Consider the following 17,004-nt stretch of genomic DNA (forward strand, 5'->3'; position numbering starts at 1 on the left):
TTTGCATTGCCTGTGCCGCTTCGCTTTTGTGCGGGTGAGATTGCACAGAAGTAACGTCAGCTGTCCGGATCAATCAGCCCGAGGCCCCGCAGGTAAATGCCGATCCCGCTTTCCAGCAGATCCTCGGGTGCAAAAGGGGCGCTCGCGCCGGGTGCGTTACGGGCATAAAGCTCTACCACACCGTGGCTCATGGCCATGATGTGTGCGGAAAACATTGAAGCCGGCGGGCGTTTGTCTTCGGGGATATGCTGGCTCAGATCAGTGGCCGCGCGTTCCAGAATGGCCCGCGCACGGGCTGCGGCCTCGGCCAGTTCCGGCGTGCGGTTTACGGAAATTCCGCTTTCAAACATCGCAATATAGTGACCCGGATGTTTGCGGGCAAACGCCAGATAGGCGCGGCCCGTCGCTTCGAAGGCAGCCAGCGCCGAGGGTTGATACTTGTCATAAGCGTGCTGCATCAGATCGGCAAACATGGCAAAGCCCTGCCGCGCGGCCTCGGCAATCAGATCCTCTCGCCCCTCGAAATGGCGATAGACGGCTGCCGGCGTCACCCCTGCTAGCTTGGCCGCTTCAGAAAGGGTAAACCCCGTTGGTCCTTTTATTTCAACCAGTTGCAACGCCGCTTCCACCAGCGCCTGGCGCAGATTGCCGTGGTGGTAGCCGCGTTTAGCCATCCCAGAGGTCCGGCCCACCACAGATCAGCGCATCACAAAACCCCAGTGCGCTTTCGTTCTTGTTGTCATATTCCACCTGGCCCAGCACCGTGCAGATCGCTGCCAGCCGTGCACGGCGTTTGTCGTCTGATCGCACAATCGTCCAGGGCGCAACCAAAGAATGGCTGCGGTCCAGCGTCTCTTGGATCGCTTTGGTATAATCGTCCCACTTGGCCAGACCGTTTACATCGACGGGGCTGAGCTTCCACTGTTTCAGCAGATCGTTTTCACGGTCCATGAACCGACGCAGCTGTTCAGCGCGGCCAACGTTAAGCCAGAATTTGAACAGTTTGATCCCGTCATCCACCAGCGCCTCTTCAAAACCGCGGACCTGATGAAAAAAGCGCTCCCGTTCCTGATCGGTACAAAAGCCAAACACTTTTTCGACCACGCCGCGATTGTACCAACTGCGGTCAAAAAATGTAATTTCTCCGGCTGACGGCAGATGTGCGATGTAGCGTTGGAAATACCATTGCGTCTTTTCTGCATCCGTCGGTTTGGGCAGAGCCACAACCCGCGCCCCACGAGGGTTCAGGTTTTCGCGAAATCGCTTGATTGTACCGCCTTTTCCGGCGGCGTCACGGCCTTCCAGCACAATGGCAACCCGTTTCCCGCGCGCCTTGATCGAGGCCTGCATTTTGACCAGTTCGATCTGAAGGCCTTCAATCGCCTTTTCATAGGCTTTGCGGGGCATCCGTTCATCATAGGGGTATGACGGGTTCAGGATTTTTCCTTTTGCCGCCGTTTTGATCGCCTTGTGCACCTCTTTGGGGGCTTCGTTTTTGTAGTAGTTGCTGATCGCACCATCAAACGGCAGGGACATGGTAAAACCTCCTGTTTTCAAGGCCCAAGCATAGACCAAGCCGCGCAGGAAGGGAAACCCCGCAGCATCAGGGCTGGTGTTTACGCCCGCAGATCCGTGCTTTCCTGGCCGATTTTGGACAGATCAAATGTCGTGGTCTGATAGATCTCACTGATCCAGTTGCCATACAAAAGATGCGCATGGCTGCGCCAGCGGTTCTTGGGCGTTTGCGCGGGATCATCATCCGGGAAGTAGTTGACTGGAACGTCAATCGCGGCACCGCCAGCAACGTCTCGGTCATATTCCTGTTTCAACGTGTCGCTGTCGTATTCAAAATGATTGAAGATATAGAGCGCACGATGGGCCGGGTCTTCGACCAAACAAGGGCCCACTTCGGCACTGCCCAACAGGGTCCTAAGGCCGGGACGGGCGTCTATCTCATCCTGGCGGATCTCGGTCCAGCGGCTTACGGGGATGGTGCAATCGTCTGAAAATCCACGTAAATAGGGCGAAGCCGGATGCATGTTCTGATGGCGGTAGCAGCCAAAATATTTTGCGTCCAGCAGGTGCTTTTTGACTCCGTGGAAGTAATTGATCATCGCCATTCCGCCCCAGCACACACCAAAAGTGGAGTGCACATTGGTCTGCGTCCAGTCAAAAACCTCGCGCAGCTCATCCCAATAGGTGACATCTTCAAAGGGCATATGCTCAATCGGCGCGCCGGTGATGATCAGCCCATCGAACTTCTCGTCCTTGACCTCCTGAAAGGGGCGATAGAACTCCGCCATATGGGCGGCTGCGGTATTTTTTGTCTTATGCTCGGTCATGCGGATCAGCGACAGCTCGATCTGCAAGGGAGTTGCGCCGATCAGACGGGCGAACTGGTTCTCCGTCTGGATCTTCTTGGGCATCAGATTGAGAAGAGCGATTTTGATCGGGCGAATGTCCTGCCGGGCCGCCTGATCGGGCGACATGACCATCACGCCTTCGTTCGTCAGAACGTCAAAGGCGGGGAGATCGGATGGGATCTTGATGGGCATGGGGACACGGTCCTTTGGATTCGAATGGAGACCGGAAAATAGGAAGGCTAGCCACGGTCCTCAAGGGCTTTGGCGATCAAACCTTCGAAATCAGTTTCGGATTTTACCTGACTTATTTCATTTGCGGTAACGGTTACGCCCCAGTTTCTGGCCATGGCAGCATAGCGCGGCTGACGGTGTGCCAGAGCCTGCGCATAAGTCCAGCGGATAAAGTCATCCGGGTTCACCGCATCCTCGGGCAGGTGTTTTTCTTCCAGATAGGCGGACCAGGAGCGTTCCAGAAACTCCGGCTGATAAGACATCGGCTTGGGGGCGCGGTCAAAGCGGCGCACCAATTCTGCCGTGTGGGCGTCATCTCCCTTGATCCAGATCATCAGCGTCTGTTTTACCAGCTCGGACAGGATCGGATCCTTGGGATCTTCGGGATTCACCCATTCGCAAATCGACCCGCCGCTGTCACAGATGAAATTCGGGTAATCATACAAGGTTTGCGAGCGGTTGATGAAATACTCTGTATCCATCAGCGCGCGGATCTCAGCCTGGCGGAACTGTTCCTGACGCTTGCGGTATTCCGCAATCGGCAGCCCCCCTTTTGCAGGGTCGCCGGGCTTACCCAGATAGGCCGCAACAGGTGTCAGGTTTTCAAAACTTATATTGGACCCGATATAGATCGAATCCGACAGTAAAAGCTCCCGCAGGAAGGGGACTTTCATTGCTTCTGCCTTGGCATTATCCGCAATGAATTCGCCCATATACCGCGTTCCGATCCGGTAATCGACCGAATAGTGGAACCAGCTGCCCGCGCCTCGCAGGATGTTGGAAATATAGGTCTTGCCAAGACCTGACATACCAAAAAACAAAATCCGTTTATGCGGCGCATCGCGCCAGGCTTGGGCATTTGGATACAGCATTGACGTCCGGTTCCTGTTGATCTCAGAACTAGCTATCCAGCGTCCGGCTGCGGGTCAATGCTTGGCGGGGCGCGATGGTGCAAAATCACGCCCCGTCGGATGGGGTATCAGAAGGAAAAGCCGACCTTGAACCCGAGGCTGATCGCATCGCTGTCGTCAAAACTTGCGCGTACGGTGCCGCCACGTGGGGCTGCGAATGCGTCTCCCAGTTTGGTGTACCGTATACCGCCTGAGATGCGCATATTGTCTTTCTCGTAGCGGACCCCAAGCGTAATCGCCTGATAGCCATGCACCGGCGACAGAGGGGAGACAACGTCGTCTCCGTGCACGTCATCATAGGTAAACGACAGCGATCCCACCCAGTTTTCATTAAACCGATGTGCCACCCCCAAAGTATAGGTGACCGCATCATCCAGGTTGATCAGATCCGCTCCAAGGGCCGCGGGCACCAGATCCGTTACGCTGTTGTCCGCCCATCGTACATTGGCCAGCAACAGAGTTTTGGGCGCAATACCGGTCTGAAAGTCAACATTGACCGAGCTGGCCTTGGTCGCCTGGGTCACGCTGACAGCACCGGGGGCGATGTTTTCCCGCGATCTGAAGTTATGGTCGACTTCCGAATTATAGGTCACCGCCAGACGCATCGCGATTTCCGGCCGCTCATAGGCGCCGCCGACCAGCCAGCCGGTTCCGCCATCGCGTTCCAGCGAAACATTATAGCCATTGACCGGACCATAGGCCAAACCGCTGAGCGTGATCTCTCCGGCAATTTCCTGATACCGCAGGCCGCCGTGGACACTCCAGTTCTCGTTGAATTTATAGCGCAGAACCCCTGTCAGCGCGTCAGATTCCGCAAAGGCACGCGTGCCGCCCAACATCGACGTGGTGTTGCCCACAACACCCGGGAAGGCAGTATTTGCGCCCCAGGGTTTGTCGTAGATGAGCGCAGCTGACAGTTTTTCGGTCAGTTGCAGCTTGATACCCGCGCCGGCCTGGTTAAACCCGCCCAGAACGTCGCCTGTATCCGTTCCAAATGCCGCATCCGTACCATGACCGGTTGGATCGGTTCGGCCAAAGGCAAACTCAACATAGTTGCCTTCCTCAAACAGAATGCCAATCGGCTGACCGCTGCGGTCCAGACCACCAGCCGAAGCGCCGGATGTGAGATGTAAAAACAGAGTCGGCACAACCGCGCCGAGCATAATCTTGTTCATTTTGTCCCTCCCTAGGCGGCGCCCTCTTTGGGGTGCCACATGCCAAGGGTAGTGTCCGAAATCCGCAAGGATCAACGCTAACCCAAGGTAAAGATTCTTGAAATGTAAATGTTTCGTTACGTCTTTTGGCGCTGGGAAGCCATGATATTCACGTAATTTCCCAAGAAAATCACCGCTGCACCGCAAATTATCCAGAAATCCAAGGGCTCCCCATAAAGGAGAGCGCCAATAACGGCAATTGCGGGCAGGCGCGTGAAATCAATCGGCATGACCACAACAATTGGAGAGAGCGACAGCGCAGTTGAGAGACAGAAATGCGCACACACTCCGCCCAGACCGATCAACACCAGCCAATACCAGGTATCCTGTGTGGGCCAGGTCACATCTGCGTCGATCCCGGCGCTCAGAACGCCAAGGATCAATTGCATCAGTGTTAACCAGAACATGATGGACGCCACGCTTTCAATACGGGTCAGCCGTTTTGTCAAAAGCCCGGTCAGAGCAAAAAAGATCGCAGAACCTGCCGCAAAGGGGACGCCCCAGGACATTTCTCCAATGCCGGGGCGTGTGACCATCAGAACGCCCAGGAACCCGATCAGCGCGGCCGTCAGCTGTACCCGCGTAATCCTGTCTCCCAGAAACAAAGGTGCCAGAAAGATCGCCCAAAGGGGGGAGGTGAACTCCAGCGCAAAGACCTGTGCCAGCGGGGCCCAGGCTATTGCAAAAAACCAAAGGTTCTGGCCCGTAAAGTGACAAATGTTGCGAATCCCATGGGTGCGCAGGTTCTGACGGGAAACTGTTCCCCATTGCCCTGTGACGGTCAGGGCCAGAACCACAATTGCAAAACCGACCACACTGCGAAAGGCCATGATCTCGAACGTGTCATGCACGCCGCTGATCTCCCGCCCGGCCACTGCCATGACAGAAAAGGACACAATGGTGCCCGTCATCCAGGCCACGGTTTTGAAAATTGGATTGACCTGCTGCATCAGGGCCTCCTTTGTGCAGTAGAAAGGCCTTGATTTGACCGAATGGTCAAGCTGCTTTTGGAAGACGGCTAAGCCGCACGTATCAAAGGAGGTTGGTCCAGGCGGCGACCTTGCTCCATGTAGGACGTTGCAACTTCGTGTGGGTTAAAGTTTTGGTTCGTCAGAAACGTTCTGATTTCTGCTTCCAGCCTCGGGTCGCTTTGCATTTTGTTGGCGTTTGCTTTCTCGGGCAGAATTGCAGGCTTATCGTGCCCCAGTGCCGCCAGTAGCTTTTGTGCCCCTTGCGGTTTTGTGACATCCTCAAGCCTTGCTTCAATAAAGTCGAGCCTGTCGCCGTATTTCAGCGTGTAATAGGTCTGACGCGCTTCCATTTCCAAACAGTACCAAAGCGCGTACCCGATCTTGCCCATCGGCTGGAACATGGTGCTGTCGACAATGCGGTTTCGATACGTCGGGCTCAGGTAGAACTGCCATACCAGGCCGATGTTGTTGAAATCATTTCGGTTTATGTAGCTGAGACACTGTTTGACAAGATCACGGCGCAGAACGATTATCTTGGTCCGATCAGCAATGTCACTTTTGGCAAGAGATTCAACGAGCCCGCATTTGCACAGCGTGTGATTGCTCTCGGCATATGGCGCTTTCAGTTTCGAAAGTTTGTTTTTCCAGAACTCCCGGACAGTACGGTCCATGCCGACTTCGTTGAATTTGCGCATAACGCTGATTTCGGGCATCTGCGTGCCAAAGTCGTCCAGCCCAAAAGGCTCGTGTACAGAATTGATGTTCAGATTTGCGCCAAGAAACTTGGCAAGCCAGGATGTTCCAGAGCGGCCCGAAGACAATGTGAAAATGAAACCCGGAGTTTCGGAATTCGGATCGTCAGTTTCTGATGCGCGACCGATGACCGGAGCAGAGTAGCCGAACCTCTCGATCTCAGGACGGCATTGTGCGTAGACAATTTCGGCGGCTTCCGGAGCGTCTTGGTACATGTCCCGAACAGAACCCGCTGTTTCCGGGGAACACTGGGAGATTTCCTGGATCTTGCAAAGAACATCCCAGAGCCCGTCAATCCCAAGGCCGTTTACGTCTTCTTCCAAATGCTCGTACCTAAGAACAATATCGGGCTTATCAGCGCCCTCAACGGGGGCGATGTCACCGTTTTCCAGCAGAACGTTTCGATATATGTGAGCGTACTGACCAAAGTCGGTGGCCAGGTTCAATGTCTTCTTGTCCCCGATATACCGTGAGACCAGCACGTCGAAAGGATTTCGGACAATTGTGATTTTTGTGTAGGTGTCCCATATGTCTTGCGGGATCAGATCGCGCGCATCGGTGGTATTGATGTGGTCATAAAATGCGCCTGAGGATTTTGATCCGTCAGGCCATGTGGGATCTGTGAAATTTTGCGCCTTTGGGTACCCCAGTTCACGTCTTACTTTTTCGCCTTCCTGTGAGAGCGGGGTGATCACGCAATCAGCTTCGCAAAACTTTGAAAGGGCGATTTCAAAAGGCGTGCCACCTGCCTGTTTCGGTTTGACAAAAATCAACTTTAACGGATGGCAAATGATCATGTCAGACTCCGAGACGCACAGATAGGTTTGTCTTGGGTATAGGCGCTGACTCCTGATTATTCAGTTAAAATTGGTGTAAAAATCACATTCCAAAACCCTGCGATTCTGGCGCTAAGGGGCGGATGTCTCAATGGAATAGTTGCGTTTCATGCCTTTGGTTGTCTCGGCCCAGGGCGAGGCTTTTGTGCGCATCTGGTGGTGGTCAAAGGCCGCTTGATCCACGAATGTTTCTTTGACATCGAAACGTCCCGCGGTATCCGGGTTTGCGGTGACGTGAAAACTGAGGCATCCGGGTTCCGCGCGGGTCAGGCGGAGGTGGTCTTGCAGGGCGGCTTCCACCGCCTCCAGACGTTCCAGGGGCACGTCGATGTAACCTGTCAGAACTACCGTCATACACTCACTCCACGATCCAATAGCGCGCTGAGGCCGGAACGCCCAAGAAGCCTGCCAGCGAGTACAAGGGCGCGCGCAGACCATTGGCCCAGAATTTAACGGTTTCCGCAATCAGCAAAGCCTGGCGCACCTCGCCAAATTTCAAATCCGGGTTTGCGGCCAACAGTTGGAGATCCCTTCCGCCCGCCCACCAGAACGACACAGCCGAGCGGGGCAGGTGGAAACTGTCGGTGACCAGGATCAGGTTCTGGGTTTGTGCAAGTTTTGGCAAAGTAAACAGCGCGTTTTGAAGCGTTGATTCAGAGGCGTTTTCCACCACAATCGCGTGATCGGGGACGCCTAGGTCTCGCGCCAATTCAGCCATCTGTTCACCGGTTGGCGGCGCTTGGTGGGTGGAATTTCCCCCGGTGAAGGCCAACACTGGCGCAAGGCCCGCGTTATAGGCTGCAATGCAGCGCCGCGCCCGCGCTTCAGTATAGCGCCCCATGCTGCCATCGGGGCGCAAACCTGCGGCCAAACAGATAATCGCCGAGGCGGGGCGCAAATCCGCAAACCGTTGGCTGGGCCAGAGATAGGTCCATGTAATCACAGCCCCATAGGTCAAAAGGCCGAGGAGAACCCCGGCCTTTGCAAGCCACGTTATGCGGCGTCTTATTCCCACTCGATTGTTCCCGGAGGTTTCGAGGTGATGTCATAGGTGCAGCGGTTGATGCCTTTGACTTCGTTGATGATCCGGGTTGCGGTTTCACCCAGGAACTCATGGGTGAAAGGGTAATAATCCGCAGTCATCCCATCCACGGATGTCACCGCGCGCAGGGCGCAGGCATAATCATAGGTGCGGCCATCGCCCATCACGCCCACGGTGCGCACCGGAAGGATCGCCACAAAAGCCTGCCAGATCTCATCATAGAGACCGTGCTTGCGGATCTGGTCGATATAGACAGCATCCGCCTCGCGCAGGATCTCCAGCTTTTCGCGGGTGATCTCGCCGGGGCAACGAATTGCAAGGCCCGGTCCGGGGAAGGGGTGGCGGCCGATAAAGCTCGAAGGGAGGCCCAACTCGCGACCGAGCGCGCGAACCTCATCCTTGAACAGCTCACGCAGAGGCTCGACCAGTTTCAGACCCATCTTTTCCGGCAGGCCGCCCACATTGTGGTGCGATTTGATCGTGACCGAAGGGCCGCCAGAGAAGGAGACGCTTTCGATCACATCCGGGTAAAGCGTGCCCTGTGCCAGGAATTCCGCACCTTCGATGGTGTCGGCGTGTTTCTGGAACACGTCGATGAACAGCTTGCCGATGATCTTGCGCTTGGTTTCGGGATCGGACTGGCCGTCCAGCTCACCCAGGAACAGCTCTTGTTCGTCGGCGTGAATGAGCTGCATATTGTAATTGTCGCGGAACATGGTGACGACTTCCTCAGCCTCACCTTTGCGCAACAGGCCGTGGTCGACAAACACACAGGTCAGCTGGTCGCCGATCGCTTCATGGATCAGAACAGCCGCCACCGAACTGTCAACGCCGCCCGACAGGCCACAGATCACCTTTTTGTCGCCAACCTGCTCGCGGATCTTCTCGATCATCTGCTCGCGGTAGGCGCCCATGGTCCAGTCGCCCTTGAAACCTGCCAGTTTGACAAAGTTCTCATAAAGCTTGGCGCCATTGGGGGTGTGATGCACTTCCGGGTGGAACTGCACAGCGTAAAAGTGGCGCGAGACATCGGCGGTGATTGCAAAGGGCGCATTGGGGGAGGTGCCATAGACCTCAAACCCCGGTGCAATGTCTGACACGTGGTCGCCGTGGGACATCCAGACCTGCTCGTCACCTTCCGCAAACCAGCCATCCAGAATGTCCAGCTTGTTTTGCGGGGTCACATAGGCGCGGCCAAATTCAGCGGTGCCATGGCCGCTTTCGACCTTACCACCCAGCTGGGTCATCATGGTCTGCTGACCATAGCAGATGCCAAGGATCGGCACGCCATAATCAAAGATCTCCTGCGGCGCGCGAGGAGACCCTTCGCGGGTTACACTGTCCGGCCCACCAGAAAAGATCACGGCTTTGGGCGCAAAATCACGCACAAATTCCATGGATACATTCTGGTAGGGATGAATTTCGCAATAGACATTCAGCTCGCGCAAGCGACGCGCAATCAGCTGCGTTACCTGGCTGCCAAAGTCGATGATAAGAAGGCGGTCATGGGATGTCTCTGTCATGGCTGGGCCATAGGCGGAAAACAGGGTTTTCGCAAGAGTGAAGGACATGATGCGGGGGATTTTCTGAAAGGCTCTGCCAACATGGGCGTCAAATCCCCTTTAAGTTGATATGCTAGGTTGAAACTGTTCTGGTTTGGGGGGGGGCTTGTCGTGCCGAGTTTTGAACATGCATTGATGCGGATTGCCGTATGGAACCTTGCCGGATTTGGCGGGATACCAACGGAACGATTTGAAAAGCAAGTTGAGGGGCTTGCCTTGTTGGATGCTGAACTGGTGACGCTGGTTGAGGTGAACCCGGTGACCTACATCCATCGCCTGGCCGAGGGTTTGCAGGCCATGGGACTGAATTACGAAGCCACAATTTTGCAGCAGGAAGGCGATTTACACATCGGCTTTTTGCATAAACAGGGGATCACGGTCGAGAATCCGAACTTTATTCCGGGTTCCAATGGCGATTACGACGGAGGGCGCAAGGCGATCGAGGTGGATGTCAAATGCGGTAAATTCTCTGCCCGGCTGATCGGGGTGCATTTGAAGTCGGGGCGCGATCGGGGTGAACAGCAGCTGCGTGACAGCCAGTGCAAGGTCATTGGCGCGCATATCGCCACATTGCGGCAAACACCGGGAACCCAACGCAAGACAATCCTGTTGATGGGGGATTTCAACATGATCCCTGGACAGGACGTCAGCAATTTCCACCATCTGGGGGGAGATGACCTGATGGATTTTGTCAGTTGCTGGGATCTGCAGGACCGGTTTTCCCATATCCTTGATAAAGGACGGGCGAATTTGCTGGATGGGTTTGCGGTGTCGCGCACCTATGCAACGGATTATGTCCGCGGGAGCCTGCGTCTGTTTCCCATGCATTGGACCATGAATATGGGACGAGAGCATTTCAAGGATGAGGTGTCGGACCATCTGCCCTTTGTTGCGAGCTTCAAGCTCTACTGACGGTCCTGAATTGATCTGTTCCTGCCGCAAAATGTCGCTTTTCAACCCGATGCGACGCAATCCAACGGCGACACCAGCTCTCTGTCCGGTATGTGTCTTTCAAATCACAAGACCTGTGCCGAGGATAAACACATGGCTGAAGCTGAAAGAGCACCACGTCGTCGGGCGCGTGGGGGCGGTGGGGCCGCCCGCCGCGCAGAACGTACTGCGGTCAAGATCGAAACCGCAAAATACATCGAACGCAAGGTGCCTAACTTTGAGGTTCTGACCGAAGAAGCGCTTCAGGTCATCGAAGCCAACGCGGAAGCCGTGCTGGAAGAGGTCGGTGTCAACTTTGTCGACAACCCGGCGGCGCTGGAACGCTGGCGTGCGGCTGGCGCGTCCATTGAAGGGGAGCGTGTTCGGATCCCACGGGGGCTTGCGCGCAAACTCTGCGAAACCGCGCCGAGCCAGTTTACCCAACATGCCCGCAACCCGGAGAAATCCGTGGTCATCGGTGGCAACAATCTGGTTCTGGCCCCGGTCTATGGTCCACCCTTCGTACGCGACGCCAAAGGCGGGCGCCGGTATGCGACGCTGGAGGATTTCCAGAAATTTGTAAAGCTCGGCTATATGTCGAAATGGTTGCACCATTCCGGCGGCACGGTCTGTGAGCCAACAGATGTGCCTGTGAACAAACGCCACCTCGATATGATGTTGGCGCATATGACCCTGTCGGACAAACCCTTTATGGGGTCGGTCACGGAACCCAGTCGGGCACAGGACAGTGTGGAGATGTGCGAGATCCTGTTTGGCAAGGAGTTCGTGCAGGAAAACACCGTGATGACATCGCTCATCAACATCAATTCGCCGTTGACCTTTGACGATGTGATGATGGGAGCGCTGGAAGTCTATGCCAAGAACAACCAGGCCTGCATTATTTCTCCGTTTATTGTGGGCGGGGCTATGGCTCCTGTCTCGGTTGCGGGCACGCTGACGCAGGTTCTGGCCGAAGTTCTGGCCGGTGTCGCCTATAGCCAACTGGTGCGCCCGGGGGCGCCGGTGATCTTTGGCGCCTTTGTGTCCTCGATCGACATGAACTCCGGTGCGCCGACCTTTGGCACGCCAGAGGCCTCTCTGGTGACTTATGGCGCTGGGCAGCTGGCCCGTCGCCTCAATCTGCCGTACCGCTCCGCGGGGTCGTTCTGCGGCTCGAAACTGCCGGATGCGCAGGCTGCCTATGAAACCGCGAATTCGCTCAATATGGGCCTTCTGTCCGGCGTGAACTTTATGTTGCACTCCTGTGGCTGGCTTGAAGGTGGTCTGGTGGCCGATTTCGAAAAGTTTGTGATGGATGCCGATCAACTGGGTACCCTTCACGGTTTGGCCAAAGGCATTGAGGTGGATGAAAACGCCCAGGCAATGGACGCCATTCGTGAAGTGGGGCCGGGCGGGCATTATCTGGGCTGCGCGCATACCCAGCGGAATTTCAAAACGGCCTTCTGGAAAACCGATTTGCTGGACTACAAGCCCTTTGAAACCTGGGAAGAAGAGGGCGCACGCGACACCTATACGCTGGCGACCAATCGGGTAGAGCATCTGATTGCAACCTATCAGGAACCGACGCTGGATCCGGAGATCAAACAGAGGCTCGAAGACTATGTCGCGGCCAAGAAGGCCTCAATGCCGGACAGCTTTATGTAAGCTCGGCATCGCGCTGGGCGTTACAGGATTGAACGGGCGGCTCCCTCACCGGGGAGACGCCCGTTTTTGCATGTTGAGCAGCCAAATAGAGTTCGGACTCCGACAATAATGCAATGAGTAATTCGACGTGGCGCACAAGGCTGTAGCCCGGGTTTTGCTGTTTGCGCCGACGATTCATCTCATGTTCCAAATCCAGAAGGCGGGCCAGACCGGCTGCGATCCCCGGTGTCTGCGCCTGGCCTATCGCGCGGTGTAGATGTTTGTTTCGAATATATTTTTTCTGTCCATGACGTGCTGTTTCTATCATCAGCTGCGGGCGGGAAAGGCTTGTGAGGCGCGACGTGAGATCTTGCATGTCTGTTTCCTTAAACGATGAGCGATGAAAAGGTATCACAACCTATCGAGGTGTTGCGGGGAGTGGCCTGCGAGCGCGCGCTGCCTTTAGTCTTGATTGATAAAATTGGAGAAACAATCAGTCAGTCCGAGCCGGATTTCGGGCATTTGGCGAAGCAATCAGGGCGAGGCGACGGGCTGTCGTTTGGATTGGGGTGAAGATCACACACAGAGAACTGGGGCAAAATCAATGCAAACATTACACGTGACCCGCGTGCCACGTTGGGTGCCAGAAGACGCGCGGCGGTATCTGGAGCACACGGAAAATGGGCGGTCGATCCGTCAGATTGCGCGTTTCGCGGGCTGCCACCCGTCCACGGTCATGCGCCAGGTGCGCCGGATAGAGATCATGCGGGATGATCCGCTGATTGACATCATCTTGCAATTTTTGTCGCAAACAAACTTCTCCAAAGACAGCGCTGGATCTTTGCCGCTCGCCGACTGTGCGACCGACGAACAGGGCGCGCCAAAACATAAGCTGCTGCAAATTTTGGGCTGGCTTAATCCGGCCCAGTCCGTCCTGGCCTATGCACAGGGGATGGAACGGGCCGTAATTGTTTGCGGGGACCGGGAGAAGATAAGCGTTCCCAATGTGCTCGCCGGTGAAGTTGCACTGCGAGGATGGGTGTCCTGCCTAAAGGTGGGACGCATTTCGCGGTATCAGATCAACGACCAGGGGCGCGCGGCTTTGTCCCAGATGATGGCTGATCAGGAAAATCGGGCGCGACTGGAACTGGAAGGCGGCTTTGCAGAGGCTGCAGCCCATTTTCAGGCAGCTTCATCCGTGGGGGGCGATCGTCTGCGACGCACTCGGATTCAAAGCGCGGATACGCCGCTGACGATGTTGTCTCGGCTGACCGACCGGAATGGGACGCCTTTTGTGACAGGGGATCTGGTCCGGGCTGGAGAGCGGTTGCGTGAGGATTTTGAACTGGCGCAGATCGGCGAACATGTGGCCGCGGCGCGCGAGCAATTTGCAGACAGCTGCGAACCCGCACCGGTTGGTCTTCGCCCTCCGGCTGAGGATGCCAACAAACGCGCAATGGATGCGCTTGCGGCTCTTGGGCCGGGGCTCAGCGATATTGCAATCCGCTGCTGTTGTCATTTGGAGGGGCTGGAAGCTGCGGAAAAACAGCTCGGCTGGTCTGCGCGGTCCGGCAAGATTGTACTGCGTATCGCACTGCAACAGCTCAAGGCGCATTATGACGCGCTAGAAACACAGGAAATGATGATTGGGTAATGGGTTATAGGGAATAGTTCACCTATGGAAGAAAGGGCGCGCACCAGCACGCCCTTTGGATACGACACTCTGGGGTTAGACAGCTTCAGACGCGGTCTCTTTCAGGTGCTTCATCAGGTTTTCAGGGGAAGAGACACCATAGGGATCTTCCGGGTGGTTGTCGGACAGACCAGGCTCTTCGAACCATGCTTCTACAACACCATTGTTAACGATGGCCGCATACCGCCAGGAGCGCGCGCCAAAGCCCAGGTTTGCTTTGTCGACCAGCATGCCCATTTTGCGGGTGAATTCACCGGAGCCGTCAGGGATCACGTCGACGTTTTCCAGGTTCTGGGATTCTGCCCATTTGTTCATGACAAAGCTGTCGTTTACGGACATGCAGTAGATTGCGTCGATGCCTTCCGCTTTGAAGTCGCCAAAGCCTTTTTCAAAGCCCGGCAGCTGATAGGTGGAACATGTCGGGGTGAAGGCACCCGGCAGCGAGAACAGGATTACGCGCTTGCCCGCAAAGTAATCTGCGGTGGTTTTGTCTTCCCAGCGGAACGGGTTCGGGCCTTCAATCGACTCGTCACGTACGCGGGTGTGAAAGGTCACGTCGGGGAGGGTTACGCCAGCTTTCATAATTGTCTCCAATCCATACTTCGAAACAGCTTCGGAGAGGGATTTATAATGTTTCTAAAGTGATCGCAACGGATGTTTTTGTGAACATTCAATCTTGTGAGTGCTGCGATGCGGCGAGGTGGAATTAACCAACATTTTAGCGGCTTGTTGCCAAAATTTCAGTCATTTTTCGCAGTGGCGCTGCATTGCCGCGCACTTGGAATACACTGGTTTTTGATAGATTTGCGCGCCCCCGCATGTCCGGTTGAGACAGCCATGAGACAGTTGCGGAATGGGTGGGTGTCATTCCCTGGAAACCATGTTAAATTGATGGGCGAAACCGGCCCGGAGCATGGTGTCCGGGCCCAAGCGAAAGAGTACACGCGTGAGAGACCTCAAGATCCCTGAGCAGCGCCACCCGGAAAAGGCGCATCGCCCTGACAATGCCCAGCCGAAAAAGCCAAGCTGGATCCGCGTCAAAGCCCCCGGTGGCAAGGGGTATGCCGATACCCACAAGATTATGCGGGAAAACAATCTGGTTACGGTCTGCGAAGAAGCGGGTTGTCCGAATGTTGGCGAATGCTGGAGCCAGGGCCACGCCACCATGATGATCATGGGCGAGATCTGTACCCGTGGATGTACGTTCTGCAATATTGCAACGGGCCGTCCGGATGCGCTGGACGTGTTTGAACCTGGCCGTGTGGCCCATGCGGTTGAAAAACTGGGACTGAACCATGTGGTCATCACCTCGGTTGACCGGGACGATCTGGCGGATGGCGGTGCGGACCACTTTGCCCAGACCATTCGGGCCGTGCGGCATCGCTCCCCTAAAACCACAATCGAGATCCTGACTCCGGACTTCTTGAAGTGTGCGCCAGAAGTGCTTGAAACCGTTGTTGAAGCCAAGCCCGATGTGTTCAATCACAACCTGGAAACAGTGCCGGGTCTCTATGCCGAGGTACGTCCGGGCGCGCGGTACTTCCACTCTTTGCGTTTGTTGCAGCGGGTGAAGGAGCTGGACCCTTCGATCTTTACCAAATCCGGGATCATGGTTGGTTTGGGTGAGCAGGCCCGCGAGGTAAAGCAAGTGATGGACGACATGCGTGCTGCGGACATCGACTTTCTGACCATCGGCCAGTACCTGCAGCCGACTCCAAAACACCACGCGGTGGATCGTTTTGTAACGCCGGAAGAGTTTGAGACCTATGAAAAGGCAGCCTTTGGCAAAGGGTTCCTGATGGTGTCCGCGACCCCGTTGACGCGCTCCTCTTACCACGCGGGTGATGACTTTGCCCGCTTGCGAGATGCGCGAAATGCGAAACTTGGTCAGGCCTGATCTTGCGTAAGATCAATCTGTTAAGCGCCGTTCTTTATCCGAAGGACGGCGTTATTCATTTGCGACGGTGGGGACGGATTTCAGATATGCGGCAATTGCTGCGCGGTCCTCGTCCGGGATGCGTGCGGTGTTTTCGATGACCTCGGCCATCTCTCCGCCAGCACTGTCATAGTCCGGTGTAAAGCCGCTGGTCAGATATTCAACAATGTCCTCTTTGGACCAATCCAGCGCTGCCGGAGTTATATTGGGGATCTTTCCCTGTCCCGACGGGTTCGGTGCGCCGCCCAACCAGCGACCATAGTCGATCCCGCCAAAAACATTGCGCGGAGAGTGGCATTCGCCGCAATGGGCGGCTCCTTCGACCAGATATTGCCCGCGTTGTTCCTCGGCAGACATGCTAGCGCTGATCACTGGGTCAGGATGCGCAAAGAGCGTTTTCCACAGGCCAAGGCCTCGCCGGACCGAAAAGGGAAAGCCCACATCATGCGGAGTATTGTCCACGGAACTGGCTGGCAGTGTCTGCAGAAATGCCCATAGGTCCACCACATCCTGCGGCTTTAATCGCGCGTAGGAAGTGTATGGAAAGGCGGGGTAATAATGGCGTTTGTCTGGTGAAACACCCGCCATCATTGCATTGGCCAGATCCAGAGCGCTCCAGTCGCCGATCCCATGTTCAGGATCGGGTGAGATATTGGGCGCGTAGAAAGTGCCAAAATCCGTTTCAAAGGATTTGCCACCGCTCAGCACGCGCAGCGCATCCCCTTCCGATTTGGGCGCCGCGTGGCAGGAGGCACAGCCGCCGGTCCAGAACACCAGCTCTCCGCGGGCCGTATCGCCTTCCAATTCGGCGAAACGCTGGGGATCTACGGGGCGCGGGGCGGTGATCCACCACGCCCCGGCACTGCCTATCAGAACCAGCCCCAGAAGACTGCGCGTCAGCTTGCCCATTCTGGAGCT

The 17,004-nt window shown here is 55.9% G+C and carries 17 protein-coding genes; 4 read left to right on the forward strand and 13 right to left on the reverse strand.

All coding sequences use genetic code 11. The features are described 5' to 3' along the window. Window positions 1-56 precede the first annotated feature (56 nt). From ACXAEW_RS14560 to guaA, 10 genes are all read right to left on the reverse strand, one after another. Window positions 57-674, reverse strand: a complete 618-nt coding sequence (locus tag ACXAEW_RS14560; protein ID WP_474942005.1) for a TetR/AcrR family transcriptional regulator — start codon at window positions 672-674, stop codon at window positions 57-59. Continuing rightward, window positions 667-1,536, reverse strand: a complete 870-nt coding sequence (ppk2, locus tag ACXAEW_RS14565; RefSeq protein ID WP_474942006.1) for a polyphosphate kinase 2 — start codon at window positions 1,534-1,536, stop codon at window positions 667-669. Before ppk2 ends, ACXAEW_RS14560 begins: the two co-directional genes overlap by 8 nt. Before the next feature lie 80 nt (window positions 1,537-1,616). Continuing rightward, window positions 1,617-2,555, reverse strand: coding sequence for a homoserine O-acetyltransferase MetA (metA, locus tag ACXAEW_RS14570; protein WP_474942007.1), 939 nt, complete (start codon window positions 2,553-2,555; stop codon window positions 1,617-1,619). 47 nt (window positions 2,556-2,602) lie between these two features. Further along, complete coding sequence (locus ACXAEW_RS14575) at window positions 2,603-3,466, reverse strand: ATPase (RefSeq protein WP_474942008.1); 864 nt, start codon at window positions 3,464-3,466, stop codon at window positions 2,603-2,605. Window positions 3,467-3,573: 107 nt separating this feature from the next. Continuing rightward, entirely contained in the window at window positions 3,574-4,680 is a 1,107-nt protein-coding gene (locus ACXAEW_RS14580; RefSeq protein WP_474942009.1) for an OmpP1/FadL family transporter, read from the reverse strand. Window positions 4,681-4,796: 116 nt separating this feature from the next. Beyond that, complete coding sequence (locus tag ACXAEW_RS14585) at window positions 4,797-5,669, reverse strand: DMT family transporter (protein WP_474942010.1); 873 nt, start codon at window positions 5,667-5,669, stop codon at window positions 4,797-4,799. Window positions 5,670-5,737: 68 nt separating this feature from the next. Next, window positions 5,738-7,240: a hypothetical protein gene (locus ACXAEW_RS14590; RefSeq protein WP_474942011.1), complete on the reverse strand. Its 1,503-nt coding sequence runs from the start codon at window positions 7,238-7,240 to the stop codon at window positions 5,738-5,740. A gap of 111 nt (window positions 7,241-7,351) precedes the next feature. Continuing rightward, window positions 7,352-7,633, reverse strand: a complete 282-nt coding sequence (locus ACXAEW_RS14595) for a putative quinol monooxygenase (RefSeq protein WP_474942012.1) — start codon at window positions 7,631-7,633, stop codon at window positions 7,352-7,354. 4 nt (window positions 7,634-7,637) lie between these two features. After that, window positions 7,638-8,294 carry a YdcF family protein gene (locus ACXAEW_RS14600; protein ID WP_474942013.1) on the reverse strand — a complete coding sequence of 219 codons (657 nt, stop codon included), beginning with the start codon at window positions 8,292-8,294 and terminating at the stop codon, window positions 7,638-7,640. Then, window positions 8,285-9,844 carry a glutamine-hydrolyzing GMP synthase gene (gene guaA, locus ACXAEW_RS14605; RefSeq protein ID WP_474943041.1) on the reverse strand — a complete coding sequence of 520 codons (1,560 nt, stop codon included), beginning with the start codon at window positions 9,842-9,844 and terminating at the stop codon, window positions 8,285-8,287. Before guaA ends, ACXAEW_RS14600 begins: the two co-directional genes overlap by 10 nt. Before the next feature lie 150 nt (window positions 9,845-9,994). Between guaA and ACXAEW_RS14610 the strand changes: the two genes are divergently transcribed. Beyond that, window positions 9,995-10,795, forward strand: coding sequence for a GMP synthase (locus ACXAEW_RS14610; protein ID WP_474942014.1), 801 nt, complete (start codon window positions 9,995-9,997; stop codon window positions 10,793-10,795). Window positions 10,796-10,927: 132 nt separating this feature from the next. Further along, the gene (locus ACXAEW_RS14615; RefSeq protein WP_474942015.1) at window positions 10,928-12,478 is read left to right on the forward strand and encodes a trimethylamine methyltransferase family protein; all 1,551 of its coding nucleotides are present in this window, start codon (window positions 10,928-10,930) and stop codon (window positions 12,476-12,478) included. Here the strand turns inward: ACXAEW_RS14615 and ACXAEW_RS14620 are convergent. After that, window positions 12,471-12,833, reverse strand: a complete 363-nt coding sequence (locus ACXAEW_RS14620) for a DUF6477 family protein (protein ID WP_474942016.1) — start codon at window positions 12,831-12,833, stop codon at window positions 12,471-12,473. The genes ACXAEW_RS14615 and ACXAEW_RS14620 overlap by 8 nt on opposite strands. A gap of 228 nt (window positions 12,834-13,061) precedes the next feature. Between ACXAEW_RS14620 and ACXAEW_RS14625 the strand changes: the two genes are divergently transcribed. Next, entirely contained in the window at window positions 13,062-14,111 is a 1,050-nt protein-coding gene (locus ACXAEW_RS14625) for a DUF6456 domain-containing protein (RefSeq protein ID WP_474942017.1), read from the forward strand. Between the two features lie 75 nt (window positions 14,112-14,186). Here the strand turns inward: ACXAEW_RS14625 and ACXAEW_RS14630 are convergent, their stop codons facing one another. After that, the gene (locus ACXAEW_RS14630; protein WP_474942018.1) at window positions 14,187-14,732 is read right to left on the reverse strand and encodes a redoxin family protein; all 546 of its coding nucleotides are present in this window, start codon (window positions 14,730-14,732) and stop codon (window positions 14,187-14,189) included. 364 nt (window positions 14,733-15,096) lie between these two features. On the opposite strand from ACXAEW_RS14630, the gene lipA reads away from it, so the two are divergent. Further along, window positions 15,097-16,047 carry a lipoyl synthase gene (gene lipA, locus ACXAEW_RS14635; protein ID WP_474942019.1) on the forward strand — a complete coding sequence of 317 codons (951 nt, stop codon included), beginning with the start codon at window positions 15,097-15,099 and terminating at the stop codon, window positions 16,045-16,047. Window positions 16,048-16,098: 51 nt separating this feature from the next. On the opposite strand, the gene ACXAEW_RS14640 is transcribed toward lipA, so the two are convergent. Then, the gene (locus tag ACXAEW_RS14640; protein WP_474943042.1) at window positions 16,099-16,986 is read right to left on the reverse strand and encodes a c-type cytochrome; all 888 of its coding nucleotides are present in this window, start codon (window positions 16,984-16,986) and stop codon (window positions 16,099-16,101) included. Between the last annotated feature and the right edge of the window lie 18 nt (window positions 16,987-17,004).

This window comes from Epibacterium sp. ABZ3_068 (assembly GCF_056159265.1).

Bases quoted from the DNA above. Each gene is read 5' to 3' on its own strand.
- ACXAEW_RS14560 (WP_474942005.1), bottom strand. From the start codon at position 674: ATGGCTAAACGCGGCTACCACCACGGCAATCTGCGCCAGGCGCTGGTG.
- ppk2 (WP_474942006.1), bottom strand. From the start codon at position 1,536: ATGTCCCTGCCGTTTGATGGTGCGATCAGCAACTACTACAAAAACGAA.
- metA (WP_474942007.1), bottom strand. From the start codon at position 2,555: ATGCCCATCAAGATCCCATCCGATCTCCCCGCCTTTGACGTTCTGACG.
- ACXAEW_RS14575 (WP_474942008.1), bottom strand. From the start codon at position 3,466: ATGCTGTATCCAAATGCCCAAGCCTGGCGCGATGCGCCGCATAAACGG.
- ACXAEW_RS14580 (WP_474942009.1), bottom strand. From the start codon at position 4,680: ATGAACAAGATTATGCTCGGCGCGGTTGTGCCGACTCTGTTTTTACAT.
- ACXAEW_RS14585 (WP_474942010.1), bottom strand. From the start codon at position 5,669: ATGCAGCAGGTCAATCCAATTTTCAAAACCGTGGCCTGGATGACGGGC.
- ACXAEW_RS14590 (WP_474942011.1), bottom strand. From the start codon at position 7,240: ATGATCATTTGCCATCCGTTAAAGTTGATTTTTGTCAAACCGAAACAG.
- ACXAEW_RS14595 (WP_474942012.1), bottom strand. From the start codon at position 7,633: ATGACGGTAGTTCTGACAGGTTACATCGACGTGCCCCTGGAACGTCTG.
- guaA (WP_474943041.1), bottom strand. From the start codon at position 9,844: ATGACAGAGACATCCCATGACCGCCTTCTTATCATCGACTTTGGCAGC.
- ACXAEW_RS14615 (WP_474942015.1), top strand. From the start codon at position 10,928: ATGGCTGAAGCTGAAAGAGCACCACGTCGTCGGGCGCGTGGGGGCGGT.
- ACXAEW_RS14620 (WP_474942016.1), bottom strand. From the start codon at position 12,833: ATGCAAGATCTCACGTCGCGCCTCACAAGCCTTTCCCGCCCGCAGCTG.
- ACXAEW_RS14625 (WP_474942017.1), top strand. From the start codon at position 13,062: ATGCAAACATTACACGTGACCCGCGTGCCACGTTGGGTGCCAGAAGAC.
- ACXAEW_RS14630 (WP_474942018.1), bottom strand. From the start codon at position 14,732: ATGAAAGCTGGCGTAACCCTCCCCGACGTGACCTTTCACACCCGCGTA.